Origin of the sequence: Rhizobium sp. Leaf262 (genome assembly GCF_001422245.1) — a bacterium.
GTDB lineage: Bacteria > Pseudomonadota > Alphaproteobacteria > Rhizobiales > Rhizobiaceae > Agrobacterium.
In genome coordinates this window covers 198,769-225,764 of sequence record NZ_LMMM01000019.1, presented here as the reverse complement: position 1 = coordinate 225,764, position 26,996 = coordinate 198,769, and the positions used below count along the sequence as shown (strand labels likewise).

Genomic DNA, 26,996 nt, shown 5'->3' with positions numbered 1-26,996 from the left:
CCGACCATGGCAAGATCACCGAAAAAACCCTCCGACAAAACCTCCCGCTCCGATGGCTTCGCAGAAATGCCGCAAGCTCCTTTTGAGGGCGCGCCGCTCTCCGGCAGCGTTTCCGATTGGGTGAAGCAGCTGGAGGCCGAGGCTGAGGCGTCTTCGGTGGAGACCCAGCGCGAGGTCGCGTCGAAAGCGGGCAAGCACCGCAAGAAGATCGAGATCGAGGCGCGCAAACAAGCCATCGAGGAAGCCGAGAAGGCCAAGAGCGGCGGCAGCGTCAACAAGAAGGCCACCGCCCAGAAGACCTCGCGCGGCGTGTCCATCGGTGCCTCCAACGATCCGAAGACCCGTGCGGCCGCAGGTCTCAATCCCGTCGCGGGCATGGATGTCAGCCTCGAGGATGCCGAAAACCTCGCCACCGGCGCGGTAACGGCAACCGTCGAGGCGTTGTCGGCGCTGATCGAAAGCGGCAATCCGCTCTTCAAGGACGGCAAGATGTGGACGCCGCACCGCCCTGCCCGTCCTCCCAAATCCGAAGGCGGCATCACCATCCGCATGGCCTCGGATTTCGAACCGGCAGGTGACCAGCCCACCGCGATCAAGGATCTGGTTGAAGGCATCAATTCCGGCGAACGCAGCCAGGTTCTGCTCGGCGTCACCGGCTCGGGCAAGACCTTCACGATGGCCAAGGTCATCGAGGCCACCCAGCGCCCGGCCGTCATTCTCGCGCCCAACAAGACGCTGGCGGCGCAGCTCTATTCGGAGTTCAAAAACTTCTTCCCCGACAATGCGGTGGAATATTTCGTCTCCTATTACGATTATTATCAGCCGGAAGCCTATGTGCCGCGCTCGGATACCTTCATCGAGAAGGAATCCTCGATCAACGAACAGATCGACCGCATGCGCCACTCCGCCACCCGCTCGCTGCTGGAGCGGGACGATTGCATCATCGTCGCATCGGTCTCCTGCATCTACGGTATCGGCTCGGTAGAAACCTACACCGCCATGACCTTCCAGATGGCCATTGGCGACAGGCTGGACCAGCGCCAGCTTCTGGCCGATCTCGTGGCCCAGCAATATAAACGTCGCGATATGGATTTCCAGCGTGGCTCCTTCCGCGTGCGCGGCGATACCATCGAAATCTTCCCCGCTCACCTGGAAGATGCCGCCTGGCGCATCTCCATGTTCGGAGACGAGATCGACTCGATCACCGAATTCGATCCGCTCACCGGCCAGAAGACGGGCGATCTGCAATCGGTCAAGATTTACGCCAACTCGCACTATGTCACGCCGCGCCCCACGCTGAACGGCGCTATCCGCTCCATCAAGGAAGAGCTGAAAGGCCGCCTGGCCGAGCTGGAAAAGGCCGGACGCCTGCTGGAAGCCCAACGGCTGGAGCAGCGCACGCGTTACGATATCGAAATGCTGGAGGCCACCGGCTCCTGCGCGGGCATCGAGAACTATTCGCGCTATCTGACGGGCCGCAATCCCGGCGAGCCGCCGCCGACCCTGTTCGAATATATCCCCGACAACGCCCTGCTGTTCATCGATGAGAGCCACGTCTCCGTCAGCCAGATCGGCGGCATGTACCGGGGCGACTTCAGGCGCAAGGCGACACTGGCCGAATACGGCTTCCGCCTGCCGTCCTGCATGGACAACCGCCCGCTGCGCTTCGAAGAATGGGATGCCATGCGCCCGCCAACGGTCGCCGTCTCGGCCACCCCCGGCAATTGGGAAATGGAACAGTCCGGCGGCGTCTTTGCCGAACAGGTCATCCGCCCCACTGGCCTCATCGATCCGCCGGTCGAAATCCGCTCCGCCCGCAGCCAGGTGGATGACGTGCTGGGCGAAATCCGCGAAACGGCGCAGGCCGGATACCGAACCCTCGTCACCGTGCTGACCAAGCGCATGGCCGAAGACCTCACCGAATATCTGCATGAACAGGGCGTGCGCGTGCGCTACATGCACTCGGATATCGATACGCTGGAACGCATCGAAATCATCCGCGACCTGCGCCTCGGCGCGTTCGACGTGCTCGTCGGCATCAACCTGCTGCGCGAAGGTCTCGACATTCCCGAATGCGGCTTCGTCGCCATTCTCGATGCCGACAAGGAAGGTTTTTTGCGCTCGGAGACGTCGCTTATTCAGACCATCGGTCGTGCGGCGCGTAACGTCGATGGCAAGGTCATTCTCTATGCGGACAACATCACCGGCTCCATGAAGCGGGCGATGGAAGAAACCAGCCGCCGCCGCGAAAAGCAGGTGGCCTACAACACCGAACACGGCATTACGCCCGAATCAGTCAAGGCCCGCATTTCGGATATTCTCGACAGCGTCTATGAGCGCGACCACGTCCGCGCCGATATTTCAGGCGCATCCGGCAAGGGCTTTGCCGATGGCGGCCACATGGTCGGCAACAATCTTCAGGCGCACCTCAACGCGCTGGAAAAATCCATGCGCGACGCCGCCGCCGATCTCGACTTCGAAAAGGCCGCCCGCCTGCGCGACGAAATCAAACGCCTCAAAGCCGCCGAACTCGCCGCCATGGACGACCCCATCGCCAAGGAAGAGGCGAAGTCGCTGGAGAGCGGTGGCAAGAAGGGTAAAGCCAATCCTTCGAGGCTCCGCCCTCAGGATGAGGACCGTGGTGCCGGTGGTTTTCATGGAGAAAACGGTGCCGCTCGGAGCGTTCATGATGAAGACCACGCGACAATGAGCCCTCATGGTGAGGAGGCCCAAGGGGCCGTCTCGAACCACGAGGGCGGTACCTCCAAATCCCTCTTCGCCAAACCCAGCCTCGACAACATGGGCCCTGGCACCGATACCGCAAAACCCCTGTTCCGCAAAAACTCGCTCGACGAAATGACGGTGGGCCGCACGGAAAAGCCCGTCAAAGGTGCCGTCCCCGCAAAGCCAGCGACCGAGCCCGGCAAGCGCGTTTCGCCTCTGCTGGAAGGCCAGCCGGAACGCGCAGCGGGAGGCAAGGACGACCCCCGACCCATCGCACGCGGCAAGGTCGGCGTCGGCTCTTACGAAGACCCCGGCGAGCAGAAGCGCAAGGGACGCACGAAGGGCAAGACCGGCAGGCCGGGGCGGTAAGCCCCCGGCTCGTCATGGCTGTTTTCAGGTCCTCGCCGTACTTTGAAACGGCATGGATGCGAGCGCGGACTGAAGGTGAAGGAGTGAGGTGAGCATGCACGCTGTAATGTTGGCATTATCCGTCATGACCTTCGTATCGGCAGCCTCTGCCAGCATTGCCGGCACCCTTGCCGATGCCACCTTTCACAGCAAGGCGCTGAATGCCGACCTGCCCGTCAACATCTACCGCCCGGATGGCGAGCCGCCGGAAAATGGCTGGCCGGTGCTCTACCTGCTGCATGGCCATGATGGCGACCAGAACAGCTGGCGCGATCTGGGCAATATCCAGAAAACGCTGGATGGCATGATTGCGTCAGGCACGATCCGCCCCGTGGTCGTCGTCATGCCCGGCGTGAAAAACAGCTGGTATGTGGATTCCGCCGATGTCGGCGGTCCCGGCAATTACGAGACGGCGCTGACGGGCGATCTGCGGGTGCATGTGGAAAAGACGCTGCCCGTGCGCAAGGACAGGCAGGGCCGCGCCATCATCGGTCTGTCCATGGGCGGTTTCGGCGCGCTGCATCTGGCCTATGCTCATGAAGACCTCTATGCCGCCGTCGCCAGCCTCTCAGGCGCAATCTGGCAGAACGTGCCCGCCAGCGATCTCGACAAGACGCCCGCCGAGCTGAAACTCATTCAGGACAGCGCCTTCTTCCACCGCGTCGACCGCGCCACCATCACCAGCGGCATCGTGCTGCCCTCCACCGGCGATCATTTCTCCGGCTCCTTCGGCAAACCCTTCGATGCCAGACGCTTCAACGACCAGAACATCTTCACGACGGTAGCCCAGCACGTCGCCAACAAACAGGACCTCCCCGCCACCTACCTCACCGTCGGCGACGACGACGGCTTCTCCCTCTGGCGCGGCGCCATCGCCCTCCACGAAACCCTGCAAGCCGACAACCGCAAATCCGAACTACGGATCACGGATGGGGATCATGTCTGGGATGTGTGGCAGGTATCGATTATCGATGCGCTGAAGTTTGTGGATGGGGAGTGGGGATAAATACTGCTTCACCCATTAATGACTGAAATAAATCACGCTAGATCGTGGCCTAATTTGCAAATAAACGGCGAAAAGCGATTATATCAGGTCTATCAGTTAACTAGTCTACCCAGTCCTCCTCGAAGTCACTCGAAGTCAGCGTGGAGCCATATAAAGCTTGGCGGGTCAAATGAATATTTATTCGGCATGCAGTGGATTTCGCAGGTGAATTGATACCGTAGTCTGACCCCAACTGAGTAATTTTTATGAATTGCGTACCCCAAATATTCAAGTTGGGATCCCAATTTCGACTTTTAACGGCCGAATCTGCCATATTTCTGTATTCTTCATCTCGCAAAGCGATATACTCGCTTTTGGACATGTCTTCTTTCCGAACCAGCTCGCTTCTGAAAAAATGCCATACGTTGTCTCGCGGCAAATCGATTCTCGGTCTCGGCGTTCCGCCACCCTTGTCATCTCTTACTCGGGTACTACCATGATCGCTGTAAATTAGAGTATTGGACGGAATACCCTGTGCAACGCTTGAATGAAAAGTCCGCTCGTAAATAGTTTCGTTATCTGCTTCGAACGTACCGGGAAACGTTGTTGCAGATATCGCCAGATTAACCTCAGGCAGGTTTTCCATGACTATTTTGCAATCCTCAACCGCTACTCCAACATCTCGCATGATACGAGCATCTCTTTGGCCATAATCAAGAACTATGTAAAGCTCTGCCAGATTTAGCTTAGAGAGCTCTAAAACATATGGGTTGATGTCGCTTATCTGCCGCCTATCAAAGCGGACGGCTAACCCTCTGCCAAGTTCAATTAACGAATTAATTTGAAGTGCAAAATCCTCGATTTCAGGACAGACTATAGCTGCTGGAATACAGTTTGGCATCTCTTGAATAAAAATCTTCCAATTTTCGAATGCCCCTTCTGAAATCTGTAGATGCGCCATCTCTGCTGAGCTGCCTTCATCTTCACCTTCATATGAAACATCTAAGTTCGCAATCCACCTCCGTCCCCCCAATGCATGCTGAACACGATCAGTCGCTCTCCGCAACGAGCCCTTCCCCAACCAAGGACGGACCAAGAAAAGCGGGAGCATCCTGTCCTTAGCAACATCTGGAACCTCTGTTAGAGCGATAATTTCTGATGGGCGAACACTCATAACGGGAAGATAATTCACGGTCATTATTTGAGTCCCAGAGAAATACGCATTGCGTCTTCAGACACCCCAAATTTCATCGAGATTGGAGCGACATAGTCGGCTGCTTTCTTTTGCCCATATTGCTTTATGGATTCCCGTAATATTGAGCGAGGCATTAAAATATCTGATGCCAATCGATTAGCCTCTGCTTCTCTTTCATCCGATAACTTGGACCTATACAAAATGTTGTCTGTCAGACCGACCCCTATGAGTTCTTTGTGCAACAGAAAATGAGCGATCTCATGGGCGAGAGTAAATCGCTGACGGTGCTTCGGCTCATGTTTATTGATGGTGATTTTATAACCGCTCTGAGAGGTCTGGCACGGTTCAATCATTCCCGAGATTCCAACATCTAGAGTGGTAACTTTAACCGTTACACCAAATGATGCTGCCAATTCACCAACCTTGACTGGTATTTCTGATTGATGTGACGCGATCACATCTCTCTCAGATGGGTCTAAGCTTTCCCACTCCCTTGATGGCTTCTTCATTCGCCATATTCTCCCTCTTTATTGCCCCACTCACTTTCAGGTATAGGCTTAAAGCCAGCATTAGCGGCCAGCTCATCTACTCGAGCTAACAGTATTTTTCGAAGTTCCCCGCCGTCATTCATTTGCGCTACAGCATGTTTCATTCCCGCATCAAAAGCCGCACGCCTCAAAGTATTAAATCCTATAGTTCCCACTACAGCGATTATTATTGCAAGAACTGTAATTATTACAGAAAGAGCCGAGAGAATTATTGAGATCGCACTTTCGAAAGCCAAGGCACTTCCTCCAACAGTTCCGTCCGATGCGAAAGCAATGATACAAAAAGAAGCAGACATCCATCCCCCGAATAGACATCCTAAGCAACTGGCTACCCAGAAATGATCTCTATCAGTCTCAATATGATGATTATGCTTCACCAAAACACTTTCGAGGATCGAATCAACTCTCAACGTCTGATCGTACAATGCCATTAGACTGACTCAAAATACAACCAGCGCCCATAAGATGCTTTGCATATTTCCAAGTCTGTATTAGGAACCAAACCCACCCTCACCCGTTCTTCCCCCGGACACCATGTCCGATACTGAAAGGGAAGAAACACTATGAAAAACAAGGTTTTCGCACTGGCTGCTGCGGCAGTTCTGACATCTTCTGTTGCGTTTGCGCAGACAGCGACGACGGCTCCTTCGGCAGCACCGGCTGCTGGTGCCGATGCGGCGCTTTCGGGTCCGGGGATCACCATGGGCACCAAGGCAAGCGGCCCTTTGAAGTTCGTCAACGTGCAGAAGACCGACCTCACCGCTTCGCAGCTGGATGGCATGGACATCTACAATGCGCAGAATGAGGAAATCGGTGAGATCGAAGATGTCGTGATCGGCGATGGCAAGTCCGTCATCGGTCTGGTCGCCAGCGTCGGCGGCTTCCTCGGCATCGACAAGAGCTATGTCGTTCTCGACCCGGCCTCCGTTGCCATCAACAATGATAACGGCACGTGGAAGGCTTATGTCGACACGACGAAGGATGCGCTGACAGCGGCGCCGAAGCTTGACTATGACAAGCTGGACGACTGATCCATCGAGATAGGCGGTTATTTTCCGCCAGTCTTCAAGCCCACCGATGGTTGGTTCTTCCAATCGTCGGTGGGCTTTTTTGTGGGTGTAGCTGTGGAACTTGGCTGCACGGGAAAATGGTATATCGCCGTTTTTCTCGCGGTGATGTGGTTAGATCCTCGGGTCAAGCCCGAGGATGACGTCGAGAGAGGACCGCCTGCCCTTACCCGCCGAACTTGCCGCTACGCGGAAAACCCTTCGGCACGGTGCGGCCTGCGGTGGCGCGGTCGGCCATCCATTCCAGCAGTTCGTCGCCAACCTTGGAGAAGGAGCGCCCGGCGCTGTCTTCCCATGTGAGGCCGGTTGCGAGCGCAAAGCATTTCACGTCCGAAATACCGCCATCCTTGTAGCGTTGCAGGCGCACGCCCTTGCCGCGTGACATTTCCGGCACCTGCGAGAGCGGGAAGGTCAGCATCTTGCGGTTTTCACCGACCACGGCGACATGGTCGCCCGTCACGGGCACGACCATCTTCATCTCATCGGGCATGGCCACGTTCATGATCTGCTTGCCCTTGCGGGTATTGGCCACCATTTCCGTTTCCGCAATGACGAAGCCGTTGCCTGCGGTCGAGGCCAGCAGCAGCTTGCGCGAGGGGTCGTGGACGAAGGCGGTCAGAATGTCCTGATCGTTTTCCATATCCACCATGATGCGCACCGGCTCGCCATGGCCGCGTCCGCCCGGCAGCTTGTCTGCGCCCAGCGTGTAGGCCTTGCCGCCTGTCGTCACCAGCAGCAATTTGTCTGTCGTCTGCGCCGGGAAAGCCAGCTTCGGGCCGTCGCCTTCCTTGAAGGTCAGTGCAGACGTATCGGCCATGTGGCCCTTAAGCGCCCTGATCCAGCCCTTCTGGGAAATGACGATGGTCACGGGCTCTTTTTCGATCATCGACTGCTGGATGGCATCGACATCGGCGGTCGGCGCCATGGCAAACAGGGTGCGGCGCGCACCCAGCTTGGTGGCCTTGGCGTATTTTTTCTTGACCTCTTCGATTTCCCAAGAAACCGTTTTCCACTGCTTGTCGGGCGATGCCAGCAGCGACTCGATCTCGGCCTTTTCGCTGCTCAGACCATCGAATTCCGTGCGGATTTCGAATTCTTCCAACTTGCGCAGGGAGCGCAGGCGCATGTTGAGAATGGCTTCTGCCTGGACATCCGTCAGGTTGAAGCGGGCAACCATGACCGGCTTCGGCTCATCTTCCTCGCGGATGATGGCAATGATCTCGTCGATGTTGAGATAGGCGATAAGAAAGCCGCCGAGGACTTCAAGGCGGCGATCGATGGCGGCCAGGCGGAAGCGCGAGCGGCGCAGCAGCACGTCGCGGCGGTGGTCCAGCCACTCCTTTAGCACTTCGTTCAGCGCCATGACCTTTGGCACACGGCCCATGGACAGGACGTTCATGTTGAGCGGAATGCGGTTTTCCAGATCGGACAGACGGAACAGTGATTCCATCAGCAGCGTGGCGTCGACGGTGCGGTTCTTCGGCACCAGTACCACGCGCACGTCCTCGGCGGATTCGTCGCGGACATCTTCCAGCAGCGGCAGGCGGCGGGCCAGCAGCAGCTCGGCGATCTTCTCGATCAGCCGCGATTTCTGCACCTGATAGGGAATTTCGGTGATGACGATCTGGTAGCCGCCACGGCCGAGGTCTTCGATCTCCCACTTCGCACGAACGCGGAAGCCGCCGCGGCCGGTCTTGTAGGCCTCGAGCATGCTTTCGCGGCTCTCGACGATCACACCGCCCGTCGGCAGGTCCGGTCCCTCGATGCCGCCCTTTTCCGGGTGGGCGGGATCGAACATCAGGTCCTCGACGGTTGCCTCGGGGTTCTTGATCAGCCGAAGGGCTGCATCACACAGTTCATGGGCGTTGTGCGGCGGAATGGAGGTTGCCATGCCCACCGCAATGCCGGACGAGCCATTGGCGAGCAGATTCGGGAAGGCGCCGGGCATGACGACCGGTTCGTCGTCTTCCTCGTTATAGGTCGGGCGAAAATCGACTGCGTCCTGCTCTATGCCTTCCAGCAGCAGGGCAGCGACTTCCGTCATGCGCGCTTCGGTGTAACGATAGGCGGCAGCGCCATCGCCATCGATGTTACCGAAGTTGCCCTGACCGTCGACGATGGGGTAACGCTGCGAGAAATCCTGCGCCAGACGCACCAGCGCGTCATAGACCGACTGGTCGCCATGCGGGTGGAACTTACCGATGACGTCACCGACGATACGGGCGCATTTCTTGAACGCGGAGTTGGGGCGAATGCCCATCTCGCTCATGGCGTGAATGATGCGGCGATGCACGGGCTTGAGGCCGTCGCGCACGTCCGGCAGCGCACGGTGCATGATGGTCGACAGCGCATAGGCCAGATAGCGCTCTTCGAGCGCTGCCTTTAGGTCGATCGGTAATACGTTGTCGTCGTCTCCGCCGGACGGAGGAAGAAGATTTTTTCCCATAGCGCTTGACTAGCGGAAATGCAGATTTCCGGCAAGGAATCACGGCTTCTGCGCTGTGGATGACGTTGGTCAGACGTATATTTTTCGTTAATCTTGTTTTTATGCCGCAATTCGGCCATCCGTTGCAAAGTACGAATGCAGTAGACCGTCGCTATGCCTCGGATATAAATGCATGATTCCGGTTTACCGATCGTCAGTTTTCATAATGTGAGGGAAGAGATAGGATGAGACTTCAAACTACACGGCATTTTCTGTTTGCCAGCGCCGCCGTCATCGCATTCGCGTCGCCTGCTTTTGCGCTCGATGGCGCAGACGTGCTCAAGAAGATCAATGCCGCCTATGCCGCACAGGGCGGCGAAATCGAAGCGAAGTCCATCGCGGTGGATGGTTCGACCGTCACCCTCACCGGCGTAACCTTCGGTGCCTATGGCAATAAGGAACAGGTCTTCCCCGTTGGTCAGGTCACGCTGGAAGGCGTCGAAGAAGACAATGGCGGCTACAACATCGACAAGATGAGCTTCGACAACGTCAACTACAAGCATGAAAATATCGGCATCGACGTGACCGATATCTACATGTCCGGCGTTACCGTTCCTGCTGACGCCACAACCGGCACGGTCGATGCTCTCCTGTTTTATGAGGAAGCTCATAGCGGCCCCGCCAAAGTCTCCATCGACGGTAAGGAAACCTTCTCCTTCGAGGAATCCACCGCCACGATGACCCGCAGCGAAGACAAGGGCACGATCAGCTTTGACGTCAACGCCAGCGGTTTCAAGGCAGACCTCAAGGATGTGCCCGATCCGAAGAGCCGCGAAGCTCTCGAAAAGCTCAACATGCAGAACGTCGCCGGCGATCTGGCCATCAACGGCTCATGGGAAGTCGCGCCCGGCACGTTCACGATCGATGAATATTCCATCGACCTGAAGGATGTCGGACGCCTCAACATGGCCTTCAGCTTCTCCGGCTACACGCTCAACTTCATCAAGTCGATGCAGGAAGCCGTCAAGGCACAGGCAGCCAACCCCAACAAGGAACAGGCCGATCAGGCAGCGGGCCTCGCCATGCTTGGTCTTATGCAACAGCTGACCTTCAACAGCGCAGAAATCAGCTTCGACGATGCGGGTATCACCAAGCGCGGTATTTCCTACGCGGCATCCGAACAGGGTACCACATCGGATCAGCTGGCGCAGATGATCAAGGGCATGGTCCCGATCATGATGGCGCAATTGAATGTACCTGAGCTGCAGAACGCCGTATCTGCGGCCGTCAACACTTACATCGACGACCCCAAGAACTTCACCATCACTGCCGAACCGGCAAAGCCCGTCCCCTTCCCCATGATCATGGGTGCGGCCATGGGCGCGCCGAACACCATTCCGCAGGTACTGGGCGTGAAGGTCACGGCGAACGAGTAGTCGTCAATTACCTCGAAAAGCCCCGGCGCAGGAATGCGCCGGGGCTTTTTGGTTTTCAGGCATCCGGTTTCTTTCTGAAGAAAAGGAAGGCGATGGAAAGTCCGGTGGCGACCCCGACTATGACATCCAGAAATCGGACGAAACCGGCGCTCTGCGGTCCCAGTAAGAGAACGAGCATGGCGGATGCGCCTGCCTGTATCGCCACCATCGGTGCGTTGCTCAAGGATGCCGCCGTGAGCATGGCGATGAAGATCGCCACAGCCATCCTGACTTCGCCCATTTCATAGGGAAACATCAACGCGATTTCACCGATGACGATGCCGGTGGTAACGCCGATCAGCAGGTTGATGCCCTGCCGGAAATGGTTGGGAATATTGGGAGCGAGGCAGATCAGCGCGGTAATGGCGGCAAAGACCGGCTGCGGGTGGCCGAGCAGATGACGGGCGACCCAAAAAGAAAAGGCGGCAGCCAAAGCCGCCGCCAATACATGGGTGAAGGCTGCACGAGCGCGGTCAAGCAGCCCCTGCAGCATCCCTATCAGTCTTTCTTCGGCGTCGGAACGACGCGCAGCGCCAGTTCGCGAAGCTGCGTTGGCGTGGCCGGTGCCGGTGCATTCATCAGCAGATCCTGTGCCTGCTGGTTCATCGGGAACAGCGTGATTTCGCGCAGGTTCTTCGTGCCGGTCAGCAGCATCACGACGCGATCCACACCGGCAGCCATGCCGCCATGCGGAGGTGCGCCATACTGGAAGGCGCGGTAGAGGCCGCCGAAGCGGTCTTCCACGTCCTGCTGGCTCAGACCAACCTTCTCGAAGGCCTTGACCATCAGTTCCGGCGACTGGTTACGAATGGAGCCGGAGGCGATTTCGTAGCCGTTGCAGACCATGTCGTACTGGTAGGCCTTGATCGTCAACGGGTCCTGATTTTCCAGCGCGTCCATTCCGCCCTGCGGCATGGAGAACGGGTTGTGCGCGAAGTCGATCTTCTTTTCTTCTTCGTTGTATTCGAAGAACGGGAAGTCGACGATCCAGCACAGCTCGAAACGGTCGCGGTCAACGAGGTTCAGTTCCTCGCCTGCACGGGTGCGGGCTTCGCCTGCGAACTTGTAGAACTTGGCAGGATCACCGGCCACGAAGAAGGACGCATCGCCCGCTTCCAGACCAAGCTGCACGCGCAGCGCCTCGGTGCGTTCTTCGCCAATGTTCTTGGCAAGCGGGCCGGAACCGACAACCTTGCCGTCCTCTTCCTTCCAGAAGATATAGCCAAGGCCGGGCTGACCCTGTCCCTGCGCCCATGCGTTCATGCGGTCGCAGAATGCTCTGGAGCCACCGGTCTTGGCCGGGATTGCCCAGACTTCGACCTTCGGGTTGGACGCGATCATGTTTGCGAAGACCTTGAAGCCGGAACCGGCGAAATGGTCGGTCACAGCCTGCATTTCAATCGGGTTACGCAGGTCCGGCTTGTCGGAACCATAGGTGCGGATCGAATCGTCATAGGCGATGCGGCGGAAGTTCTGGGTGACAGGCTTGCCTTCGGCAAACTGCTCGAACACGCCGCGAATGACCGGCTCCATGGTTTCCCAGACGTCTTCCTGTGTCACGAAGCTCATTTCGAGGTCGAGCTGGTAGAATTCGCCGGGCAAACGGTCTGCACGCGGGTCTTCATCGCGGAAGCACGGTGCGATCTGGAAGTAGCGGTCGAAACCGGCGACCATCAGAAGCTGCTTGTACTGCTGCGGTGCCTGCGGCAGAGCGAAGAACTTGCCTTCGTGGATACGGCTCGGCACGAGGAAGTCGCGTGCGCCTTCCGGCGAGGAGGCCGTCAGGATCGGCGTGGAATATTCGGCAAAGCCGATATCGCCCATGCGGCGGCGCATGTCGGAGATGATCTGCGTGCGCTTGACGATGTTCTTATGCAGCGTATCACGGCGCAGGTCGAGGAAGCGGTACTTCAGGCGCACGTCTTCCGGATAATCCGGCTCGCCGAAGACCGGCAGCGGCAGTTCCTTGGAAGCGGCCAGCACTTCGATTTCCTGCGCGTAAAGCTCGATCTCGCCTGTTGCCATGCCCTTGTTGACGGTGTCTTCCGAACGGGCCTTGACCAGACCATCGATGCGGATGACCCACTCGCCGCGAACGACTTCCGCCGTCTTGAAGGCCGGGCTGTCCGGGTCTGCTACGACCTGCGTGATGCCGTAATGGTCGCGAAGGTCGATGAAGAGAACGCCGCCATGATCTCGCACACGATGAACCCAGCCGGAAAGACGAACGGTCTCGCCGACATGCGACTTGCGGAGAGCGGCACAGGTGTGGCTGCGGTAACGATGCATTTTGTTATCCTGAAACATAACGGCGATCACCATACGGATCGCATATTCTAAATCGGGCGGAAAAGCGCATGGCCTGCCCGATTTGTCAAGGCAAAGCACGATTTTGTCACGTTTCAAGCCATCTGTGATCGTCGTCGTTCGCCCTCAAGCCGGGCAGTCGCGCTGGGACTTACATCGGTGCCCAAAGGCGAAAACGGCAAGCAACACAGCTTGGAAGTCCAGAAAGACGGGACAGAAGACCAAGAACAGCTGCCTTTGTATTGACATGGGCGCTGCAAAGGGAAAGTAAGTTGCCTACTTTCCATTGACTGGCAAAAAACAATGATCGAGACGACCAAAGCACTCGCCGAAGCTTGTAAAGAACTGGCGAAATCCGATTTCATCACCATCGATACCGAGTTCCTGCGTGAGACGACGTTCTGGCCGCAACTCTGTCTGGTGCAAATGGCAAGCCCAACGCTTGAAGTGCTGGTCGATCCCCTCGCAAAAGATCTCGATCTGACGCCGCTATTCGAACTGATGGCAGATGCCAGTGTCGTCAAGGTATTTCATGCGGCACGGCAGGACATCGAAATTATCCACCACCTGGGCGGCCTCATTCCGCATCCGATCTTCGATACCCAGGTTGCGGCCATGGTGTGCGGCTTCGGCGACTCGATCTCCTATGATCAGCTCGTACAGAGAATCAAGAATGTGCAGATCGACAAATCCTCGCGCTTTACGGATTGGAGCCGCCGTCCGCTGACCGAAAAGCAGCTGGATTATGCTCTGGCTGACGTGACGCATCTGCGCGATGTCTATCTGGCCCTGAAGGCGCAGCTGGAACGCGACGGTCGTGCATCCTGGCTGAAGGAAGAGATGGACATTCTCGAATCGGTCGAGACTTACGACATGCATCCCGACGATGCCTGGTTGCGGTTGAAGTCACGCCTGCGCAAGCCGACAGAACTTGCCATCCTCAAATTCGTCGCTGCATGGCGGGAGCGTGAAGCCCGCTCGCGCAACGTGCCGCGTTCGCGTGTCCTCAAAGACGACGCCATTTTCGAAATCGCCCAACAGCAGCCCAAGGATGCAGATGCACTGTCGCGACTGCGTACTGTTCCGAAAGGCTGGGAACGCTCCGCGTCAGGCAGCGCCATCATCGAAACCGTCAACGCCGCATTGGCCCTGCCGAAGGCGGATATGCCGCACGCACCGCGCCAAAGCCATTCGCCAGAAGGTTCCGGCGCTGCGGTCGAGCTTCTCAAGGTTCTGCTCAAGCTGACGGCGGACAAGCACGGCGTTGCCGCCAAGGTCATCGCCAATAGCGAAGATCTGGACAAGATCGCTTCCGAAGGCGACAAGGCGGAAGTCCCCGCCCTTTCCGGCTGGCGGCGCGATCTATTCGGTGAACCGGCGCTGAAGCTGATCCGTGGCGAAGTTGCCCTGCGTTTTGCCGGTAAGAAGGTGGAAGCGCTGGAGCTGCCTCAGCAGCCCGTCGCGGGCTGACCTTTCGGCACAGTCGAACCTCAACTCGCCTGCTGGATGAAGCGGGCGAGACCGATGCAAGCCGGTCACAGGCTTTCTCCATCGTCATCGCACGAGCCAAACATCGCTTTCTGACCTGTGGTTTCCACAATAAAGTCGCAAGCGCGGGGAATCACATGTCTGGTCCCAATGATAGCGGCATGGTTCTCACCTGCGCTGCAGACAAAGAGCGTATATGAGAAAACTCCTCGCCATGCTGGATTATGTCGTGCTGTTTCTGGCGGTAGCCGGAAGCGGGGTGGCATATGCCTTTCTGGAATATGGCGGCGGAGCGCTGATCGGCGCCACCTACGCCCTGTTTGCCTGTGCGCCGATCCTCGCCTTCGAGCGGGGCTATATCATGCCCGGCCTTGCGCGGCGCATCAGCATGTTGCCGACACCGGCCTATATTTTCATCGGCCTCGTCGTCTACGCCGTTCTGGTGTTCTGCGGCTTTGGTCTTGGCGGCACAATCCTGTGGGCGACAGGTGTTTTCCCCGTCAGCTGGCGACGGGCGGTCCACGCGGAAATGCAGACATTGCTGTTCACGCTCGGTGTCTGCGCCATCATCGTCTTCATCATGCGCGTGCGCGAGTTGCTGGGCCGAGATATCTTCATCGATCTCATTCTAGGTCGCTATCGTCGACCCGTCAGCGAGGAGCGCGTGTTCCTCTTCATCGATCTCGTGGGATCCACGTCCTTTGCGGAGACCCATGGCGATCTCAGAGCCCAGGAATATCTGGGAGAGCTGTTTTCGACCTATGCCGGTCCCGTGCGCCGTCATGGCGGCGTGATCGACGACTATATCGGCGACGCTGCCATCATCACATGGCCATATCATCTGGCCATTCGGCGAGCGGCCTGCATCAACTGCGTTTTCGACATTCTGACAACCATAGAGAATGACCGCGCGGCGTGGCTTTCGCGGTTCGGCACGGTGCCGAAGCTGCGTTTTGCCATACATGGCGGCCCTGTCATCACGGCGGAAATCGGCGTCGACCATCACAAGATCACCTATTTCGGTGATACGGTGAATACGACGGCACGTCTGGAATCTCTGAGCAAGATGCTCGGCTATCCGGTTCTGATCTCCTCGGACCTTGCCCACCAGTTGCTTCTGCCCAAGGGCGTCAAGAGCGAATATCTGGGCGAACACGCAGTCAAGGGACGTGGGCAAACGCTTGGCGTGTGCGCCCTTAGCCGAACCCCTGTCGCGGCCTGATCCATTGCCGTAAATGTCATCAAATCATCAACGGTATATTATGCCGCTGTCATAAAGCTTGCCTAACGGTCCTGCGTCACAGACGCAAACCGACAGGTGCCCCATGAAAACGATTCTTCTTGCCTCCGCTGCTATTTTTACCCTTGGTGCCGTTTCAGCTTTTGCCGCGGATAAGGAGTTTCCCGCAAAGCTCGTTTCGCAGGCCGTGCTGCCTGCAAACACCATCATCCCGGCACCAGCCGACGCACCAGAGCATCTTAAGACATCCGCGAAGTTCACGACGGCGGATCGCGAGCGCGCCGAAGGCCTCGGCACCGTGCCCGGCAAGGACGGCGTTCGTACCACCGGGCTATCCATGCCATTTGACGGACAGGCGATGCAAGGCTTCTCCGGCATCAAGACCATGGATGACGGCACGTTCTGGAGCCTTTCCGACAATGGTTTCGGCTCGAAGACCAACTCCAGCGACTCGATGCTGATGCTGCACCATCTTAAGTTCGACTGGGACGCGGGTAAGGTCAACGCTCTTGAAACCGTGTTCCTGTCCGACCCAGACAAGAAAGCGCCCTTCCCCATCGTCATGGAAGGGTCCGAAAAACGCTATCTGACCGGTGCGGATTTCGATGTCGAATCCATCCAGCCTGCTGCCGATGGTTTCTGGGTCGGTGAAGAATTCGGGCCTTACATCTTGAAATTCACCCGTGACGGCAAGCTCACGGATGTCATCGCAACAAAAGCTGGCGACATCGACGTCAAGTCGCCCGACCATCCCACGCTGACCCTTCCCGGCAATCCCACTCAGAAACTGCCTGCCTTCAATCTGAAGCGTTCCGGCGGCTTCGAGGGTATGGCCATGTCGAAAGACGGCACAAAGATCTACGGTCTTCTGGAAGGCCCACTCTACAGCGCGGAAGGTCAGGTCGAGAAGACCGAAGACGGCGCGACCGGTTTGCGCATCATCGAACTCGATGTCGCCTCCAAGGCATGGACGGGTCGCACATGGCTTTACCCGCTGGCAGAGACCGGAGAAGCGATTGGTGACTTCAACATGCTGGATGACAGCACAGCTCTGGTGATCGAGCGCGACAATGGTGCCGGAACCGCCGACAAGGCTTGCGCCGACCCGAAGAAGCCGGAAGCCAACTGCTTTGCCGTACCCGCGAAGCTGAAGCGCATCTACAAGATCGAATTCAACGACGCCAATGTCGGCAAGGCCGCCCGCAAGATCGGCTATATCGACCTGATGAAGATTTCCGATCCCGACAACAAGGCAAAGCAGGGCAGCGAGAACGGCATCTACACCATGCCTTTCGTCACCATCGAGAACGTCGATCGCGTCGATGCAACGCACATCATCGTCGGCAACGACAACAACCTGCCCTTCTCCGCAGGGCGTGCGCTCGACAAGGCCGATGACAACGAGTTCGTTCTGCTCGACGTCAAGGACCTTCTGGACGCCAAGTAAGCACCAATGGCGCCGTTCTAACCGGCGGCGCCGTTCTCTTGTTTGCTGGAGGAGTCCTCCTTGATCCCGGCGGCCACCTCCACTTTGCGCAGCAGCCAAAGTACGACGATACCGGTCATCGTGGCAACGATGGCGAGCAGCCATATGCCGAGACCGACGGAAAGTCCGATTGCTGCCGAAAGCCACATGCTGGCGCCCGTGGTCAGACCCTGGACATCGCCTTTCGTATAGACGACGACACCGGCGGCCAAAAACGCGATTCCAGCCGTTACGGCTTCGACGAGACGAATGGGGTCCATCTGCGCCACGCTGTCTGTCTGATCGTAGGCGTGCATCAGTTCCAGAGTGACAATGCAAAAGACGACCGAAGCGACGCCAATCAGCATATTGGTCCGCACGCCCGCCGTATTTTTGCGGACAGCACGCTCCAGACCAATCAGTCCGCACAATATCGCCGCACCCAGAACGCGAAGCGCCAGGATCTCGGCGGGTAAAGCCAAGGCGAAATCGAACTCGTCAGACAGCGATTGTGGTAACATGAGACCCTCCCTTTGATTTGCTGCTCAAATCGTTGCGGGAGGGTTTTGTTCCTGTGGCTTTGCCGCTACTCGAACACGAAAGCCAGGCGCTTTCCCGTTAGTTTGGAAAGCTGCTGCAAACGCCCTTCCAGACGCTCGCCGGCGAAATCGCAATAATCGTGCGGCACGACGAATTCCAGATCGAGATCGGGATTTTCCGATTTGCGGAAACGCAGGTGATCCACCACTCCGGGCATGGATGCCGAAAACAGGTAGACCACGCGCAGAAGACCACCCAGCAACTTGGCCAGCTCCTGCATTCTGTCGCCCGCGATGGTCGTCAGATCCTGCGTCGTGCCGTTGTCGTTCAATCCTTCGAAGCGGTAATAATTGGCCAGCGCAATATAGGCACGGCCGGGATGGGTGATCGCTATGAAAGACGAATGGGCAATGATGTTGAGCGCCTGCAATCCGCGATAATCGGGATGGGCGCGCCAGCTGATATCGGCCAGCAGGCAGGCAGCCTGACGATAGCGCGCCTCATCCGGCGTTTCATCGATGCCGAAGACAGGCACTGTGCGTCCGCTCCAGTCGGCCAGCTCGCGCGCGTGTTCTGGTGAACGGGCACGCAGGATGGCCAGTTCATCCGCCACGACCAGCAGCGGATCGGCGTTTTTCTCTTCGTCAGGCAACAGCGAGTACAAATAGCCTTCGCGCACACCTTGGGCCGAAAAGGCTATTTTTGCTGGCTTCATCGTCTCGAGCACTTCGCGCATGGCGACTGCTCCAAATGGCAAAAGCGTGCGGCGGTTTTTTGAAACGGCCTGCCAGGCTGGGTCCTTGCTGTCCTTCGACGCGATGACCTCATCCAGAAAACTCAGCATGTCGGCCAACGGCAATTCGTAACCCTGCATCATGTGCAGAGGATAGCCGGTGATCTCCATGTGCAGCTTGGCGATGTTGCGCCATGTGCCGCCAACCGCATAGAAGGTGCGTCCCTCGCCCTTGGCGAGAAGCTTTGCGGTCTTGACCTGCTTCTTCGTGAAGCTTGTCGCCTTTTCGATCGATCCGCCCGAATGCTCTGAAAGCCGCAATCCGCCAAGCGGCAGGGTGATACCTTCCCCGCAGGTCTTTCCACGGATATCGATCAGTTCCAGCGAGCCGCCACCCAGATCCCCCGCTATGCCATCTGCATCGTGAAAACCGCTGATGACGCCGTAGGCCGAGTAAAGGGCTTCCTTCTCACCGGACAGGACTTCGATCTCACAGCCGAGAATGGCTTCTGCATCGCGGATGAAATCGGGACCGTTGGACGCTTCACGGGCCGCAGCGGTCGCCAGCACATAGAGTTGCTTGGCTTGGGCCTGCTGGGAAAGCGCGTGAAAACGGCGCAACGCGGCAAGAGCACGCGTCACGCCCTCTTCGTCCATGCGACCGGTGAGGGCCAGACCCTTGCCCAGTCCGCACAGGACCTTTTCATTGAAAAGCACCGCAGGGGCGCGCGAGAGACCTTCATATACAACGAGGCGAACAGAGTTCGAGCCGATATCTATGACGGAAACGGGGGCGAGACCGGTTAGCCGCCCCTGTGCTTCTGATCGTGTCATTCAGCCTGTTTCTTGCGGGCAGATATCAGCCCGGCAATCAGTTTGGGCGCACTGGATTTCAAGGCTTCACCGCGTCCCGACAGGCTCGGATTGGTCATGAAATAGTGCTGCGCGTTGAACGGTTCCTCGCCTTTGCGCACCTCGATGCGCCTCGACGTTCCGTCCGGCAGTATCTCGTAGCTCTGCTGGTTGTCAATGAGATTGCCCAGCATGATTTGCGAAAGAACCTGCTCATGCACCGTCGGATTGACCAGCGGCACCATTGTTTCCACGCGACGATCAAGGTTGCGTGGCATCATGTCGGCAGAGCCGATGTAGACGAGCGCCTTGTCGGACGGTAGGCCGTAACCGTTGCCGAAGCAGAAGATACGGCTGTGTTCCAGGTAGCGACCGACGATGGATTTGACGCGAATATTGTCGGAGAGACCGGGCACCTGCGGGCGAAGGCAGCAGATACCGCGAATCACCAGATCGACTTCGACGCCGGCTGCGCTGGCGTGATAGAGCGCATCGATGATCTCGGGATCGACCAGCGAATTCATCTTCATCCAGATGGCCGCTGGCACACCATTCTTGGCGTGTTCGGTTTCGTCATGGATGTGCTTGAGAATGCGCGAACGCATCGTATACGGCGAAACCGCCAGCTTCATTCCCTCTTCCGGTTCACCATAACCGGTGATGAAGTTGAAGATGTTGGCCATGTCATGGGCGATCTTCGGATTGCAGGTGAAGAACGACAGGTCAGTGTAGACCTTGGCCGTAACTGGGTGATAGTTGCCGGTACCCAGGTGACAATAGGTGCGCAGCTTGCCGTCTTCACGGCGCACGACCATCGACATCTTGGAGTGCGTCTTCAACTCGATGAAGCCGAACACGACCTGCACGCCCGCACGTTCCAGATCGCGTGCCCAACGGATATTTGCTTCTTCATCGAAGCGGGCCTTGAGCTCGACCAGTGCCGTTACCGACTTGCCGGCATCGGCGGCATCGATCAAGGCACGTACGATTGGGCTGTCGTTGGATGTGCGATACAGGGTCTGCTTGATGGCCAGAACGTTGGGATCACGAGCAGCCTGAAGCAGAAACTGCACAACAACGTCGAAGCTCTCATACGGGTGGTGAACCACCATGTCCTTTTCTCTGATGGCGGCAAGGCAATCGCCTGCATGCTCACGCACGCGCTCCGGAAAACGGGCGTTGTAAGGCTCGAATTTCAAGTCATCGCGCGGCGCCTTGACGATCTCCGAAATTGTATTCAGCGCCAGAAGGCCAGGTAGAACAGCAACACGGTTATCGGGCACACCAAGCTCGTGCACCACGAACTGGCGCAACGATGGCGGCATTTCGCTGTCGGTCTCTATGCGGATGACCGAGCCGCGACGGCGGCGCTTCAGCGCACTTTCGAAGTAGCGAACCAAATCTTCCGCTTCTTCCTCAAGCTCGATATCACTGTCTCTGATAATGCGGAAAGTCCCGAACCCGCGCACGGTATAACCGGGATAAAGGCGATGAATGAAGAGGCCGACGACATCTTCGAGTGTGATGTAGCGGATGGCGTTCTTATCGTCCGGCAGGCGAATGAAGCGGTCGAGCGCTGGCGGCAGGCGCAAAAGCGCGGTCATGGGTTCGCGCCCGTTGACGCTTTCCAGCTGCAGGCCCATGGAGAAGCCGAGGTTCGGGATAAAGGGGAACGGATGCGCAGGGTCGATGGACAGGGGTGTCAGGACCGGGAAAATAAGGGCTTCGAATTCGCTCTCGAGCCAGACGCGGTCCTCATCCGACAGCGATGCAGGACGAACGATGTAGATGTCTTCCTTCGCCAGATATTGCTGGAGAACGGCGAGCGATGCCTGCTGCTCCATCTGGAGATTGTCGATTTCCTTCAGGATGTTTTCCAGCTGCTCGGCCGGTGTCTTGCCATCCGGGGTCCTGACGGTGACGGACTGGCGGACCTGGCCTTCAAGACCTGCCACGCGCACCATAAAAAACTCATCCAGGTTGGCAGCAGAAATTGACAGAAAACGCAGGCGCTCCAACAGCGGGTGCGCGGTATTGAGCGTTTCTTCCAGAACACGGCGGTTGAATTGCAACCAGGAGAATTCACGGTTTACGAAGCGCGATGGGCTATCCCAGAGGTCCTGCACCTCGGCATTCGTCTGAGCGCCTTCGTTCGAACCTTCCTGCATTACCGAATCCATCAAATAACTCCGCCCTTTAAAAATCGCCGACCGCTTCACGCGAACCGGGCTCATGCCCGCTCGCACCAGTCTTGTTGAAAGCAAGGAACCCCTTTCAAACGGCGGGATTCGATAGCTAAGCCCGTATAACAGTTTGACGACGGAACTGTGACAGTCAATCGTCGTCGGCGACGCCACCAAGCTCTGTCAGCACTTCTGCCGCCATGGCGCGGCTGATGCGGGTTCCCCGCGACAAGCCAAGACGATCCAACCGCTCGACGATCGTCTGCGCCGTGTTCAGCGAACGCTCCATTCGGGTGACGATATAGCTGACAAGTTTGTCATCCATGTAAAGCTGCCGGTCGGCAAAGAGCTTCATCAGAACCTGCCCCAGCAAGTCCTCGTCCGGCTCACCAATTTCAACCACCGTCGCAGCCTTCAGCCGCGAACGCAGGTCCGGCAGGGTCACCGGCCATGCCGCAGGCCATTCGCGGGTCGTGATGAGAAGCCAGGTGCCGTTCTCACGCACGCTATTGATGACGTGGAAAAGTTCAGTGTCATCGAAACCGGCGCGATCTGCGTCTTCGAAAAGCACGGGGCCGTTTTCTGCGGCGCGGGCGGCATCGGCACCAGCAACCGGCGCGATCTCGACTGCACCGCTGGTGTTTTTCCAGATGCTTGCCAGATGGGATTTTCCCGAACCCTGCGGCCCGACCAGAATGACGACAGGGGACGGCCAGCGCGGCCACTCATCCACAATACTGACGGCGGCGTTCAGCGGCGCAGCAACCAGCAGATCGTCTCGACCCGTGGCTGTCTGGTGTGAAAAAGCAAGCGGCAATTGCTCGGCCTTGGGCCTGGCACCACCGGGTTTATTATTGTCGCTCATCGGTCAGCTCTGGGAATCGATCTTCTTCGGCGGCAGGGCCTCAATTGTCGCATCCTCCGCTTCCCAGGGAAGATTGGCTGCACGGCCGTGATAGAGATCGCTATCGAGGTAGCGCGACAATGCGAAGCGCACGAGAACGCCAACGGCCGCCGCCGCAGGTACGGCAACCAGAAGACCAACGAAGCCAAACAGCGCACCAAAGGCGAATAGCGCAAACATCAGCCAGACAGGGTGCAGGCCGACACTACTACCGACAAGCTTCGGCTGAAGAATATTGCCTTCGATGAACTGGCCGGAGAAGAAGACTGCGAGAACGAGAATGACATCCACGTAGTCAGGCCAGAACTGCACAAGCGCCACGCCCACGGCCAGCACCAGCCCGACCATGGAACCCACATATGGAATGAAACTGATGGCACCGGCAAAAAGGCCGATCAGAAGCCCGAAATTGAGCCCGACCAGCGAGAGACCTACCGCATAATAGACACCCAGAATGATGCACAACGAGCCCTGCCCGCGAATGAACCCGGCAATGGTGGCGTCCATGTCGCGTGCGATCTGGCGCACGGTGGCCACGTGGTCACGCGGAATCCAGCTGTCGACTTTGTCGATCATGCGGTCCCAGTCCAGTAACAGATAGAACGCAACGACCGGTGTCACCACCAGAAGCGAAATGACATCCACCAGCGATTTGCCGGAGTTCCATATCTGTGTCAGCAAAGTTCCGATGAAGCCCGCCCCTTCGGCAAGCACCTTGGAGAAATTCTCCTTGACCGTATCGATCTGCGCACTGACCCAGCCGGGCAAAAGATTGGTATCGGCACCGGCGATAAGTTGCTGAAGGGACGAAATATATTGTGGAATGCGGGTGATGAATTCAGATGCCTGAGCCGCGACCAGCGGAATGATGATGATGAGCGAAAGGGCAAACAGGAGCACAAAGGACACCAGGATCATGATGCTCGCCATCATCCGGCTCAAGCCGCGCCGCTCCAGCCAATCCGCGATGGGATCGAGGAAATAGGCGAGCGCCATGCCTGCCACGAAGGGCAGCAAAATGGAGCTGAACACCATCAAAAACATGATGAAGATGACGAGCGCACCCAGCCAGAAAAAGATCTGGCGTCTCAGATTCATGCCTCTGATATGTGGTTGCATCGTCTGCTCCTTTGGGCGCCTTTACTCATAACGCCTTGGTTAGGAGATAGGATGCGTGGACCGGACTGGTCAAGTGAGGCACCGTTGCCAAATTCGTCACGGCTGACCTTTCCCATAACAATACGGCTAAAACAGCCAAAAGGCGTGAAAAACATGCGTTTTGCCACGCTCATACTTGCATCGTCACCCGTCTCATGCGAATGGCGACGCCAAACGGAACCAGTGGAGACGAGAGCCATGAGCCAGTCGGGCAAGAACGGTCTTACCTACAGCGATGCAGGCGTGGATATCGACGCCGGAAACCTGATGGTCGAGAAGATCAAGCCAGCCGTGCGCTCCACCCGACGCCCCGGTGCGGATGGTGAAATCGGTGGCTTTGGTGGCCTGTTCGATCTGAAAGCCGCTGGCTTTACCGACCCGGTTCTGGTGGCAGCAAATGACGGCGTCGGCACCAAGCTCAAGATCGCCATCGACGCGAATTATCACGACACCGTCGGCATCGACCTCGTCGCCATGTGCGTCAACGATCTCGTTGTGCAGGGTGCAGAACCGCTCTTCTTCCTCGACTATTTCGCCACCGGCAAGCTCGACCCGGATCAGGGTGCGGCCATCGTTACCGGCATTGCCGCAGGCTGCCGCGAATCCGGCTGTGCGCTGATCGGTGGTGAGACCGCTGAAATGCCGGGCATGTATTCGGATGGCGATTACGATCTGGCAGGTTTTGCCGTGGGTGCCGCCGAACGCGGCCAGCTTCTGCCAGCGGGCGACATTGCCGAAGGCGATGTCATTCTCGGCCTCTCTTCTTCCGGCGTACACTCCAACGGTTTCTCGCTGGTGCGCAAGATCGTCTCGCTTTCCGGTCTCGACTGGGACGCCCCCGCTCCTTTCGCCGATGGCAAGAAGCTGGGCGAAGCGTTGCTGACACCGACACGCATCTATGTGAAGCCGCTTCTCAAGGCCATTCGCGAAACCAGCGCGTTGAAGGCGCTGGCGCATATCACCGGCGGCGGCTTCCCCGAGAATATTCCGCGCGTTTTGCCAAAGCATCTGGCCGCTGAGATCGATCTCGACGCCATCAAGGTTCCCGCCGTTTTCTCATGGCTGGCCAAGACCGGCGGCGTTGCACCCAACGAAATGCTGCGCACCTTCAACTGCGGCGTCGGCATGATCGTCGTGGTCTCCGCTGAGAACGCCCAGAAGGTTACCGACGCCCTGACTGCCGAAGGCGAGACCGTCTTTGCTCTGGGCCGCATGGTGGCACGGGCAGAAGGCGAACACGGCACGATCTACAAGGGCACGCTCGCCCTATGAGCACCGCACGCAAACGCGTCGTCGTTTTCATCTCCGGCAGCGGCTCCAACATGATGGCGCTGGCGCAGGCCTGCCAGGCGCCGGATTTTCCGGCGGAAATCGCCTGCGTGATATCAGACAAGGCAACGGCTGGCGGGCTTGCGAAAGCACAGAGCCTCGGAATTCCGACGCTCGTGTTCGAGCGCAAGACCTATTCCAGCAAGGCCGAACACGAAGCCTCCATTCTGGCGGCGCTTGGCGAAATCGCGCCTGACATCATCTGTCTCGCGGGCTACATGCGTCTCATCTCCGGTGATTTCATCGCACCCTATGCGGGCCGCATCATCAACATCCACCCATCGCTCCTGCCCCTCTTCCCCGGCCTTCACACCCATGAACGCGCCATCGAGAGCGGCATGAAGATCACCGGCTGCACCGTGCATTTCGTCACCGAAGGCATGGACGAAGGCCCGGTCATCGGTCAGGCGGCAGTGCCGGTTCTGGCAGGCGATGATGCGAACGCACTCGCCGCCCGTGTTCTGACCGTGGAACATCAACTCTACCCCCTCACCCTCAAGCTTTTGGCAGAGGGCAAGGTGCGGATGGAGGGCGGCAAGGCTGTTCGCAGTGATCACGCCTGTGAGGCGGGGCAGCAGCTTATTTCTGCATAAATCCCATACTTGGCCAACCACTTGACCAACCGTCGGCAAGCCTGATATTTTGGGCTTGCAACGGAGTTCGGTATCATGACGCTCACGGTAAAAGTCGGTGAAGCAAAAACACATCTTTCCGAGCTTCTCGCAAAAGTCGAAGCCGGTGAAGACGTTGTCATTGCGCGCGGCAACGAGCCCATCGCCCGCCTGATCAAGGCCAACGATACCCAAGAGCGCCGCCGAATGCTGCATGCCCTGCGGACAGAAAGAGCGCAACGCTCTCTCGTCAGCGCAGACGATATCCAGACTTGGAAAAACGAAGGCAGGCGTTGATGCCATTCGTGGTCGATGCATCCATTGTCGCCGCATGGTTCCTACCAGATGAAACGAGCGACGTCGCCGATAATGCCCTGGACAGATTGGAGACGGACGACGCAATCGCGCCCGATCTTCTATCGCATGAACTGCGGAACATCCTGCTCTCCGCAGAAAAGCGTAAACGCATAGACCAAGACGAAATCTTCTCGATCCTCCTCCGCTTCAACAGCCTGCCGCTCATCATCGTCAGCGGCGGGGACCACATCACCATCATGCGGCTGGCAAAAAAGCATTCCCTCTCCGCATACGACGCGGCCTATCTCGCGCTTGCCGCCTCACATGCAATTCCGTTGGCAACGAATGACAAAAAACTCGCTGCTGCTGCAATGGCTGAGAACGTCGTTTTTGGGTGAGTTGGTAAAATTTATAACCCCGCCCGGTTCAGCATCGCCCACTGAAGCAAAATAATCGTCTTCGCGTCCGATATCTCGCCCGTCGTGATCATCCCGAATGCTTCGTCCAGCGGGATGGAGAGAACCTCGATGTCCTCGCCCTCTGTCTCAAGACCGCCGCCGATCCCTGCCTTTTCTTCCAGGTCGATACGGGCATAAAACAGGGCGACCTTTTCCGTTAGCGTGCCGGGGCTGGCGTAGGTTTCGAAAAGGTATTGTACGTCCTTTACCGCATAGCCGGTTTCTTCCATCGCCTCGCGACGGATGGCCTCATCGGGCTGGTCGTCATCGATGAGGCCTGCGGGCACTTCCAGCATGAAGCTTGGATCGCCGTTCACGAAGGCGGCGGGGCGGAATTGGCGCACGAGAACGACGGCGTTTTTCTTAGGGTCGAACAGCAGAATAGCGGCGGCACAGCCATGGTCGTGCACTTCGCGGTTTAAGCGCGTTACCCGCCCGTCGGCGGTAGTCTGGTCGAAGACCAATGTCTGCAAGTGAATGAATCGTTTCCAGACCGTTTCTTTCGCAACCAACCGTACCCGACCCTCGTCGCCAGCCGTGACGAATTGATCTGTGGTCGAATCATTCATGAAAAACTCCATCCATTATCCAATGTCGACGGCCA

23 protein-coding genes are annotated in these 26,996 nt (G+C 57.8%); 11 read left to right on the top strand and 12 right to left on the bottom strand.

Going from position 1 to position 26,996, the window contains the following annotated elements:
* The first annotated feature begins 6 nt into the window (after positions 1 to 6).
* Together uvrB and ASF29_RS21035 are read left to right on the top strand one after the other, a co-directional pair.
* The gene (gene uvrB / locus ASF29_RS21040; RefSeq protein WP_062452613.1) at positions 7 to 3,093 is read left to right on the top strand and encodes an excinuclease ABC subunit UvrB; all 3,087 of its coding nucleotides are present in this window, start codon (positions 7 to 9) and stop codon (positions 3,091 to 3,093) included.
* Positions 3,094 to 3,187: 94 nt separating this feature from the next.
* Positions 3,188 to 4,138: an alpha/beta hydrolase family protein gene (locus ASF29_RS21035; RefSeq protein WP_062452612.1), complete on the top strand. Its 951-nt coding sequence runs from the start codon at positions 3,188 to 3,190 to the stop codon at positions 4,136 to 4,138.
* Between the two features lie 100 nt (positions 4,139 to 4,238).
* Here the strand turns inward: ASF29_RS21035 and ASF29_RS21030 are convergent, their stop codons facing one another.
* The 3 genes from ASF29_RS21030 to ASF29_RS24550 are packed head-to-tail and all read right to left on the bottom strand — an operon-like array spanning position 4,239 to position 6,291.
* Positions 4,239 to 5,315, bottom strand: coding sequence for a hypothetical protein (locus ASF29_RS21030; protein WP_062452611.1), 1,077 nt, complete (start codon positions 5,313 to 5,315; stop codon positions 4,239 to 4,241).
* On the bottom strand, positions 5,315 to 5,821 hold the full coding sequence (locus tag ASF29_RS21025; RefSeq protein WP_062452610.1) for an ImmA/IrrE family metallo-endopeptidase: 507 nt from the start codon (positions 5,819 to 5,821) through the stop codon (positions 5,315 to 5,317). The genes ASF29_RS21030 and ASF29_RS21025 overlap by 1 nt, the downstream gene beginning before the upstream one ends.
* Positions 5,818 to 6,291 carry a hypothetical protein gene (locus ASF29_RS24550; RefSeq protein WP_156462768.1) on the bottom strand — a complete coding sequence of 158 codons (474 nt, stop codon included), beginning with the start codon at positions 6,289 to 6,291 and terminating at the stop codon, positions 5,818 to 5,820. The genes ASF29_RS21025 and ASF29_RS24550 overlap by 4 nt, the downstream gene beginning before the upstream one ends.
* 132 nt (positions 6,292 to 6,423) lie before the next feature.
* On the opposite strand from ASF29_RS24550, the gene ASF29_RS21015 reads away from it, so the two are divergent.
* Positions 6,424 to 6,891, top strand: coding sequence for a PRC-barrel domain-containing protein (locus ASF29_RS21015; RefSeq protein WP_062452608.1), 468 nt, complete (start codon positions 6,424 to 6,426; stop codon positions 6,889 to 6,891).
* A 202-nt stretch (positions 6,892 to 7,093) separates the two neighbouring features.
* Here ASF29_RS21015 and parC read toward each other — a convergent pair whose 3' ends face one another.
* Positions 7,094 to 9,373 (bottom strand): DNA topoisomerase IV subunit A, encoded by a 2,280-nt coding sequence (gene parC, locus ASF29_RS21010; RefSeq protein ID WP_062452607.1) that lies wholly within the window; start codon positions 9,371 to 9,373, stop codon positions 7,094 to 7,096.
* 224 nt (positions 9,374 to 9,597) lie between these two features.
* Here parC and ASF29_RS21005 point away from each other — a divergent pair, with 224 nt between their 5' ends.
* Entirely contained in the window at positions 9,598 to 10,788 is a 1,191-nt protein-coding gene (locus ASF29_RS21005) for a hypothetical protein (RefSeq protein ID WP_062452606.1), read from the top strand.
* A gap of 55 nt (positions 10,789 to 10,843) precedes the next feature.
* Here the strand turns inward: ASF29_RS21005 and ASF29_RS21000 are convergent, their stop codons facing one another.
* Complete coding sequence (locus tag ASF29_RS21000; protein ID WP_062452605.1) at positions 10,844 to 11,320, bottom strand: FUSC family protein; 477 nt, start codon at positions 11,318 to 11,320, stop codon at positions 10,844 to 10,846.
* Between the two features lie 5 nt (positions 11,321 to 11,325).
* Complete coding sequence (gene aspS, locus ASF29_RS20995) at positions 11,326 to 13,116, bottom strand: aspartate--tRNA ligase (RefSeq protein WP_062452649.1); 1,791 nt, start codon at positions 13,114 to 13,116, stop codon at positions 11,326 to 11,328.
* A 321-nt stretch (positions 13,117 to 13,437) separates the two neighbouring features.
* On the opposite strand from aspS, the gene rnd reads away from it, so the two are divergent.
* The 3 genes from rnd (at position 13,438) to ASF29_RS20980 (ending at position 17,309) form a co-directional block, all read left to right on the top strand.
* Positions 13,438 to 14,604 carry a ribonuclease D gene (rnd, locus tag ASF29_RS20990; protein ID WP_062452604.1) on the top strand — a complete coding sequence of 389 codons (1,167 nt, stop codon included), beginning with the start codon at positions 13,438 to 13,440 and terminating at the stop codon, positions 14,602 to 14,604.
* Positions 14,605 to 14,818: 214 nt separating this feature from the next.
* On the top strand, positions 14,819 to 15,844 hold the full coding sequence (locus ASF29_RS20985; protein WP_062452603.1) for an adenylate/guanylate cyclase domain-containing protein: 1,026 nt from the start codon (positions 14,819 to 14,821) through the stop codon (positions 15,842 to 15,844).
* Positions 15,845 to 15,947: 103 nt separating this feature from the next.
* Entirely contained in the window at positions 15,948 to 17,309 is a 1,362-nt protein-coding gene (locus ASF29_RS20980) for an esterase-like activity of phytase family protein (RefSeq protein ID WP_062452602.1), read from the top strand.
* Between the two features lie 17 nt (positions 17,310 to 17,326).
* On the opposite strand, the gene ASF29_RS20975 is transcribed toward ASF29_RS20980, so the two are convergent.
* The 5 genes from ASF29_RS20975 to ASF29_RS20955 form a co-directional block, all read right to left on the bottom strand.
* Complete coding sequence (locus ASF29_RS20975; protein ID WP_062452601.1) at positions 17,327 to 17,848, bottom strand: MgtC/SapB family protein; 522 nt, start codon at positions 17,846 to 17,848, stop codon at positions 17,327 to 17,329.
* A gap of 65 nt (positions 17,849 to 17,913) precedes the next feature.
* A complete protein-coding gene (gene ppx / locus ASF29_RS20970; RefSeq protein WP_062452600.1) occupies positions 17,914 to 19,434 on the bottom strand; it encodes an exopolyphosphatase in 1,521 nt (506 codons plus the stop codon).
* Positions 19,431 to 21,632, bottom strand: a complete 2,202-nt coding sequence (locus ASF29_RS20965; RefSeq protein ID WP_062452599.1) for an RNA degradosome polyphosphate kinase — start codon at positions 21,630 to 21,632, stop codon at positions 19,431 to 19,433. The genes ppx and ASF29_RS20965 overlap by 4 nt, the downstream gene beginning before the upstream one ends.
* 154 nt (positions 21,633 to 21,786) lie before the next feature.
* A complete protein-coding gene (gene hdaA / locus ASF29_RS20960) occupies positions 21,787 to 22,500 on the bottom strand; it encodes a DnaA regulatory inactivator HdaA (protein WP_062452598.1) in 714 nt (237 codons plus the stop codon).
* A gap of 3 nt (positions 22,501 to 22,503) precedes the next feature.
* Positions 22,504 to 23,658 carry an AI-2E family transporter gene (locus ASF29_RS20955; protein ID WP_062452597.1) on the bottom strand — a complete coding sequence of 385 codons (1,155 nt, stop codon included), beginning with the start codon at positions 23,656 to 23,658 and terminating at the stop codon, positions 22,504 to 22,506.
* A gap of 237 nt (positions 23,659 to 23,895) precedes the next feature.
* Here ASF29_RS20955 and purM point away from each other — a divergent pair, with 237 nt between their 5' ends.
* The 4 genes from purM (at position 23,896) to ASF29_RS20935 (ending at position 26,332) form a co-directional block, all read left to right on the top strand.
* Positions 23,896 to 24,969, top strand: coding sequence for a phosphoribosylformylglycinamidine cyclo-ligase (gene purM, locus ASF29_RS20950; protein WP_062452596.1), 1,074 nt, complete (start codon positions 23,896 to 23,898; stop codon positions 24,967 to 24,969).
* Positions 24,966 to 25,619, top strand: a complete 654-nt coding sequence (gene purN, locus ASF29_RS20945; RefSeq protein ID WP_062452595.1) for a phosphoribosylglycinamide formyltransferase — start codon at positions 24,966 to 24,968, stop codon at positions 25,617 to 25,619. The genes purM and purN overlap by 4 nt, the downstream gene beginning before the upstream one ends.
* A 75-nt stretch (positions 25,620 to 25,694) precedes the next feature.
* Positions 25,695 to 25,934 (top strand): type II toxin-antitoxin system prevent-host-death family antitoxin, encoded by a 240-nt coding sequence (locus ASF29_RS20940; RefSeq protein WP_062452594.1) that lies wholly within the window; start codon positions 25,695 to 25,697, stop codon positions 25,932 to 25,934.
* Positions 25,934 to 26,332, top strand: coding sequence for a type II toxin-antitoxin system VapC family toxin (locus ASF29_RS20935; protein ID WP_062452593.1), 399 nt, complete (start codon positions 25,934 to 25,936; stop codon positions 26,330 to 26,332). The genes ASF29_RS20940 and ASF29_RS20935 overlap by 1 nt, the downstream gene beginning before the upstream one ends.
* A gap of 11 nt (positions 26,333 to 26,343) precedes the next feature.
* On the opposite strand, the gene ASF29_RS20930 is transcribed toward ASF29_RS20935, so the two are convergent.
* Entirely contained in the window at positions 26,344 to 26,961 is a 618-nt protein-coding gene (locus ASF29_RS20930; RefSeq protein WP_062452648.1) for an NUDIX domain-containing protein, read from the bottom strand.
* Positions 26,962 to 26,996: the final 35 nt, after the last annotated feature.

What these genes read in the sequence shown, in the direction of transcription:
- ASF29_RS21005 (WP_062452606.1), top strand. Translation starts at nt 9,598, where the DNA reads ATGAGACTTCAAACTACACGGCATTTTCTGTTTGCCAGCGCCGCCGTC.
- ASF29_RS21025 (WP_062452610.1), bottom strand. Translation starts at nt 5,821, where the DNA reads ATGAAGAAGCCATCAAGGGAGTGGGAAAGCTTAGACCCATCTGAGAGA.
- ASF29_RS20955 (WP_062452597.1), bottom strand. Translation starts at nt 23,658, where the DNA reads ATGCAACCACATATCAGAGGCATGAATCTGAGACGCCAGATCTTTTTC.
- hdaA (WP_062452598.1), bottom strand. Translation starts at nt 22,500, where the DNA reads ATGAGCGACAATAATAAACCCGGTGGTGCCAGGCCCAAGGCCGAGCAA.
- ASF29_RS21015 (WP_062452608.1), top strand. Translation starts at nt 6,424, where the DNA reads ATGAAAAACAAGGTTTTCGCACTGGCTGCTGCGGCAGTTCTGACATCT.
- purM (WP_062452596.1), top strand. Translation starts at nt 23,896, where the DNA reads ATGAGCCAGTCGGGCAAGAACGGTCTTACCTACAGCGATGCAGGCGTG.
- rnd (WP_062452604.1), top strand. Translation starts at nt 13,438, where the DNA reads ATGATCGAGACGACCAAAGCACTCGCCGAAGCTTGTAAAGAACTGGCG.
- ASF29_RS20935 (WP_062452593.1), top strand. Translation starts at nt 25,934, where the DNA reads ATGCCATTCGTGGTCGATGCATCCATTGTCGCCGCATGGTTCCTACCA.
- aspS (WP_062452649.1), bottom strand. Translation starts at nt 13,116, where the DNA reads ATGCATCGTTACCGCAGCCACACCTGTGCCGCTCTCCGCAAGTCGCAT.
- ASF29_RS20975 (WP_062452601.1), bottom strand. Translation starts at nt 17,848, where the DNA reads ATGTTACCACAATCGCTGTCTGACGAGTTCGATTTCGCCTTGGCTTTA.
- ASF29_RS20965 (WP_062452599.1), bottom strand. Translation starts at nt 21,632, where the DNA reads ATGGATTCGGTAATGCAGGAAGGTTCGAACGAAGGCGCTCAGACGAAT.
- ASF29_RS21035 (WP_062452612.1), top strand. Translation starts at nt 3,188, where the DNA reads ATGCACGCTGTAATGTTGGCATTATCCGTCATGACCTTCGTATCGGCA.
- ASF29_RS24550 (WP_156462768.1), bottom strand. Translation starts at nt 6,291, where the DNA reads ATGGCATTGTACGATCAGACGTTGAGAGTTGATTCGATCCTCGAAAGT.
- ASF29_RS20985 (WP_062452603.1), top strand. Translation starts at nt 14,819, where the DNA reads ATGAGAAAACTCCTCGCCATGCTGGATTATGTCGTGCTGTTTCTGGCG.
- ASF29_RS21030 (WP_062452611.1), bottom strand. Translation starts at nt 5,315, where the DNA reads ATGACCGTGAATTATCTTCCCGTTATGAGTGTTCGCCCATCAGAAATT.
- ASF29_RS20980 (WP_062452602.1), top strand. Translation starts at nt 15,948, where the DNA reads ATGAAAACGATTCTTCTTGCCTCCGCTGCTATTTTTACCCTTGGTGCC.
- uvrB (WP_062452613.1), top strand. Translation starts at nt 7, where the DNA reads ATGGCAAGATCACCGAAAAAACCCTCCGACAAAACCTCCCGCTCCGAT.
- parC (WP_062452607.1), bottom strand. Translation starts at nt 9,373, where the DNA reads ATGGGAAAAAATCTTCTTCCTCCGTCCGGCGGAGACGACGACAACGTA.
- ASF29_RS20930 (WP_062452648.1), bottom strand. Translation starts at nt 26,961, where the DNA reads ATGAATGATTCGACCACAGATCAATTCGTCACGGCTGGCGACGAGGGT.
- ASF29_RS21000 (WP_062452605.1), bottom strand. Translation starts at nt 11,320, where the DNA reads ATGCTGCAGGGGCTGCTTGACCGCGCTCGTGCAGCCTTCACCCATGTA.
- purN (WP_062452595.1), top strand. Translation starts at nt 24,966, where the DNA reads ATGAGCACCGCACGCAAACGCGTCGTCGTTTTCATCTCCGGCAGCGGC.
- ASF29_RS20940 (WP_062452594.1), top strand. Translation starts at nt 25,695, where the DNA reads ATGACGCTCACGGTAAAAGTCGGTGAAGCAAAAACACATCTTTCCGAG.
- ppx (WP_062452600.1), bottom strand. Translation starts at nt 19,434, where the DNA reads ATGACACGATCAGAAGCACAGGGGCGGCTAACCGGTCTCGCCCCCGTT.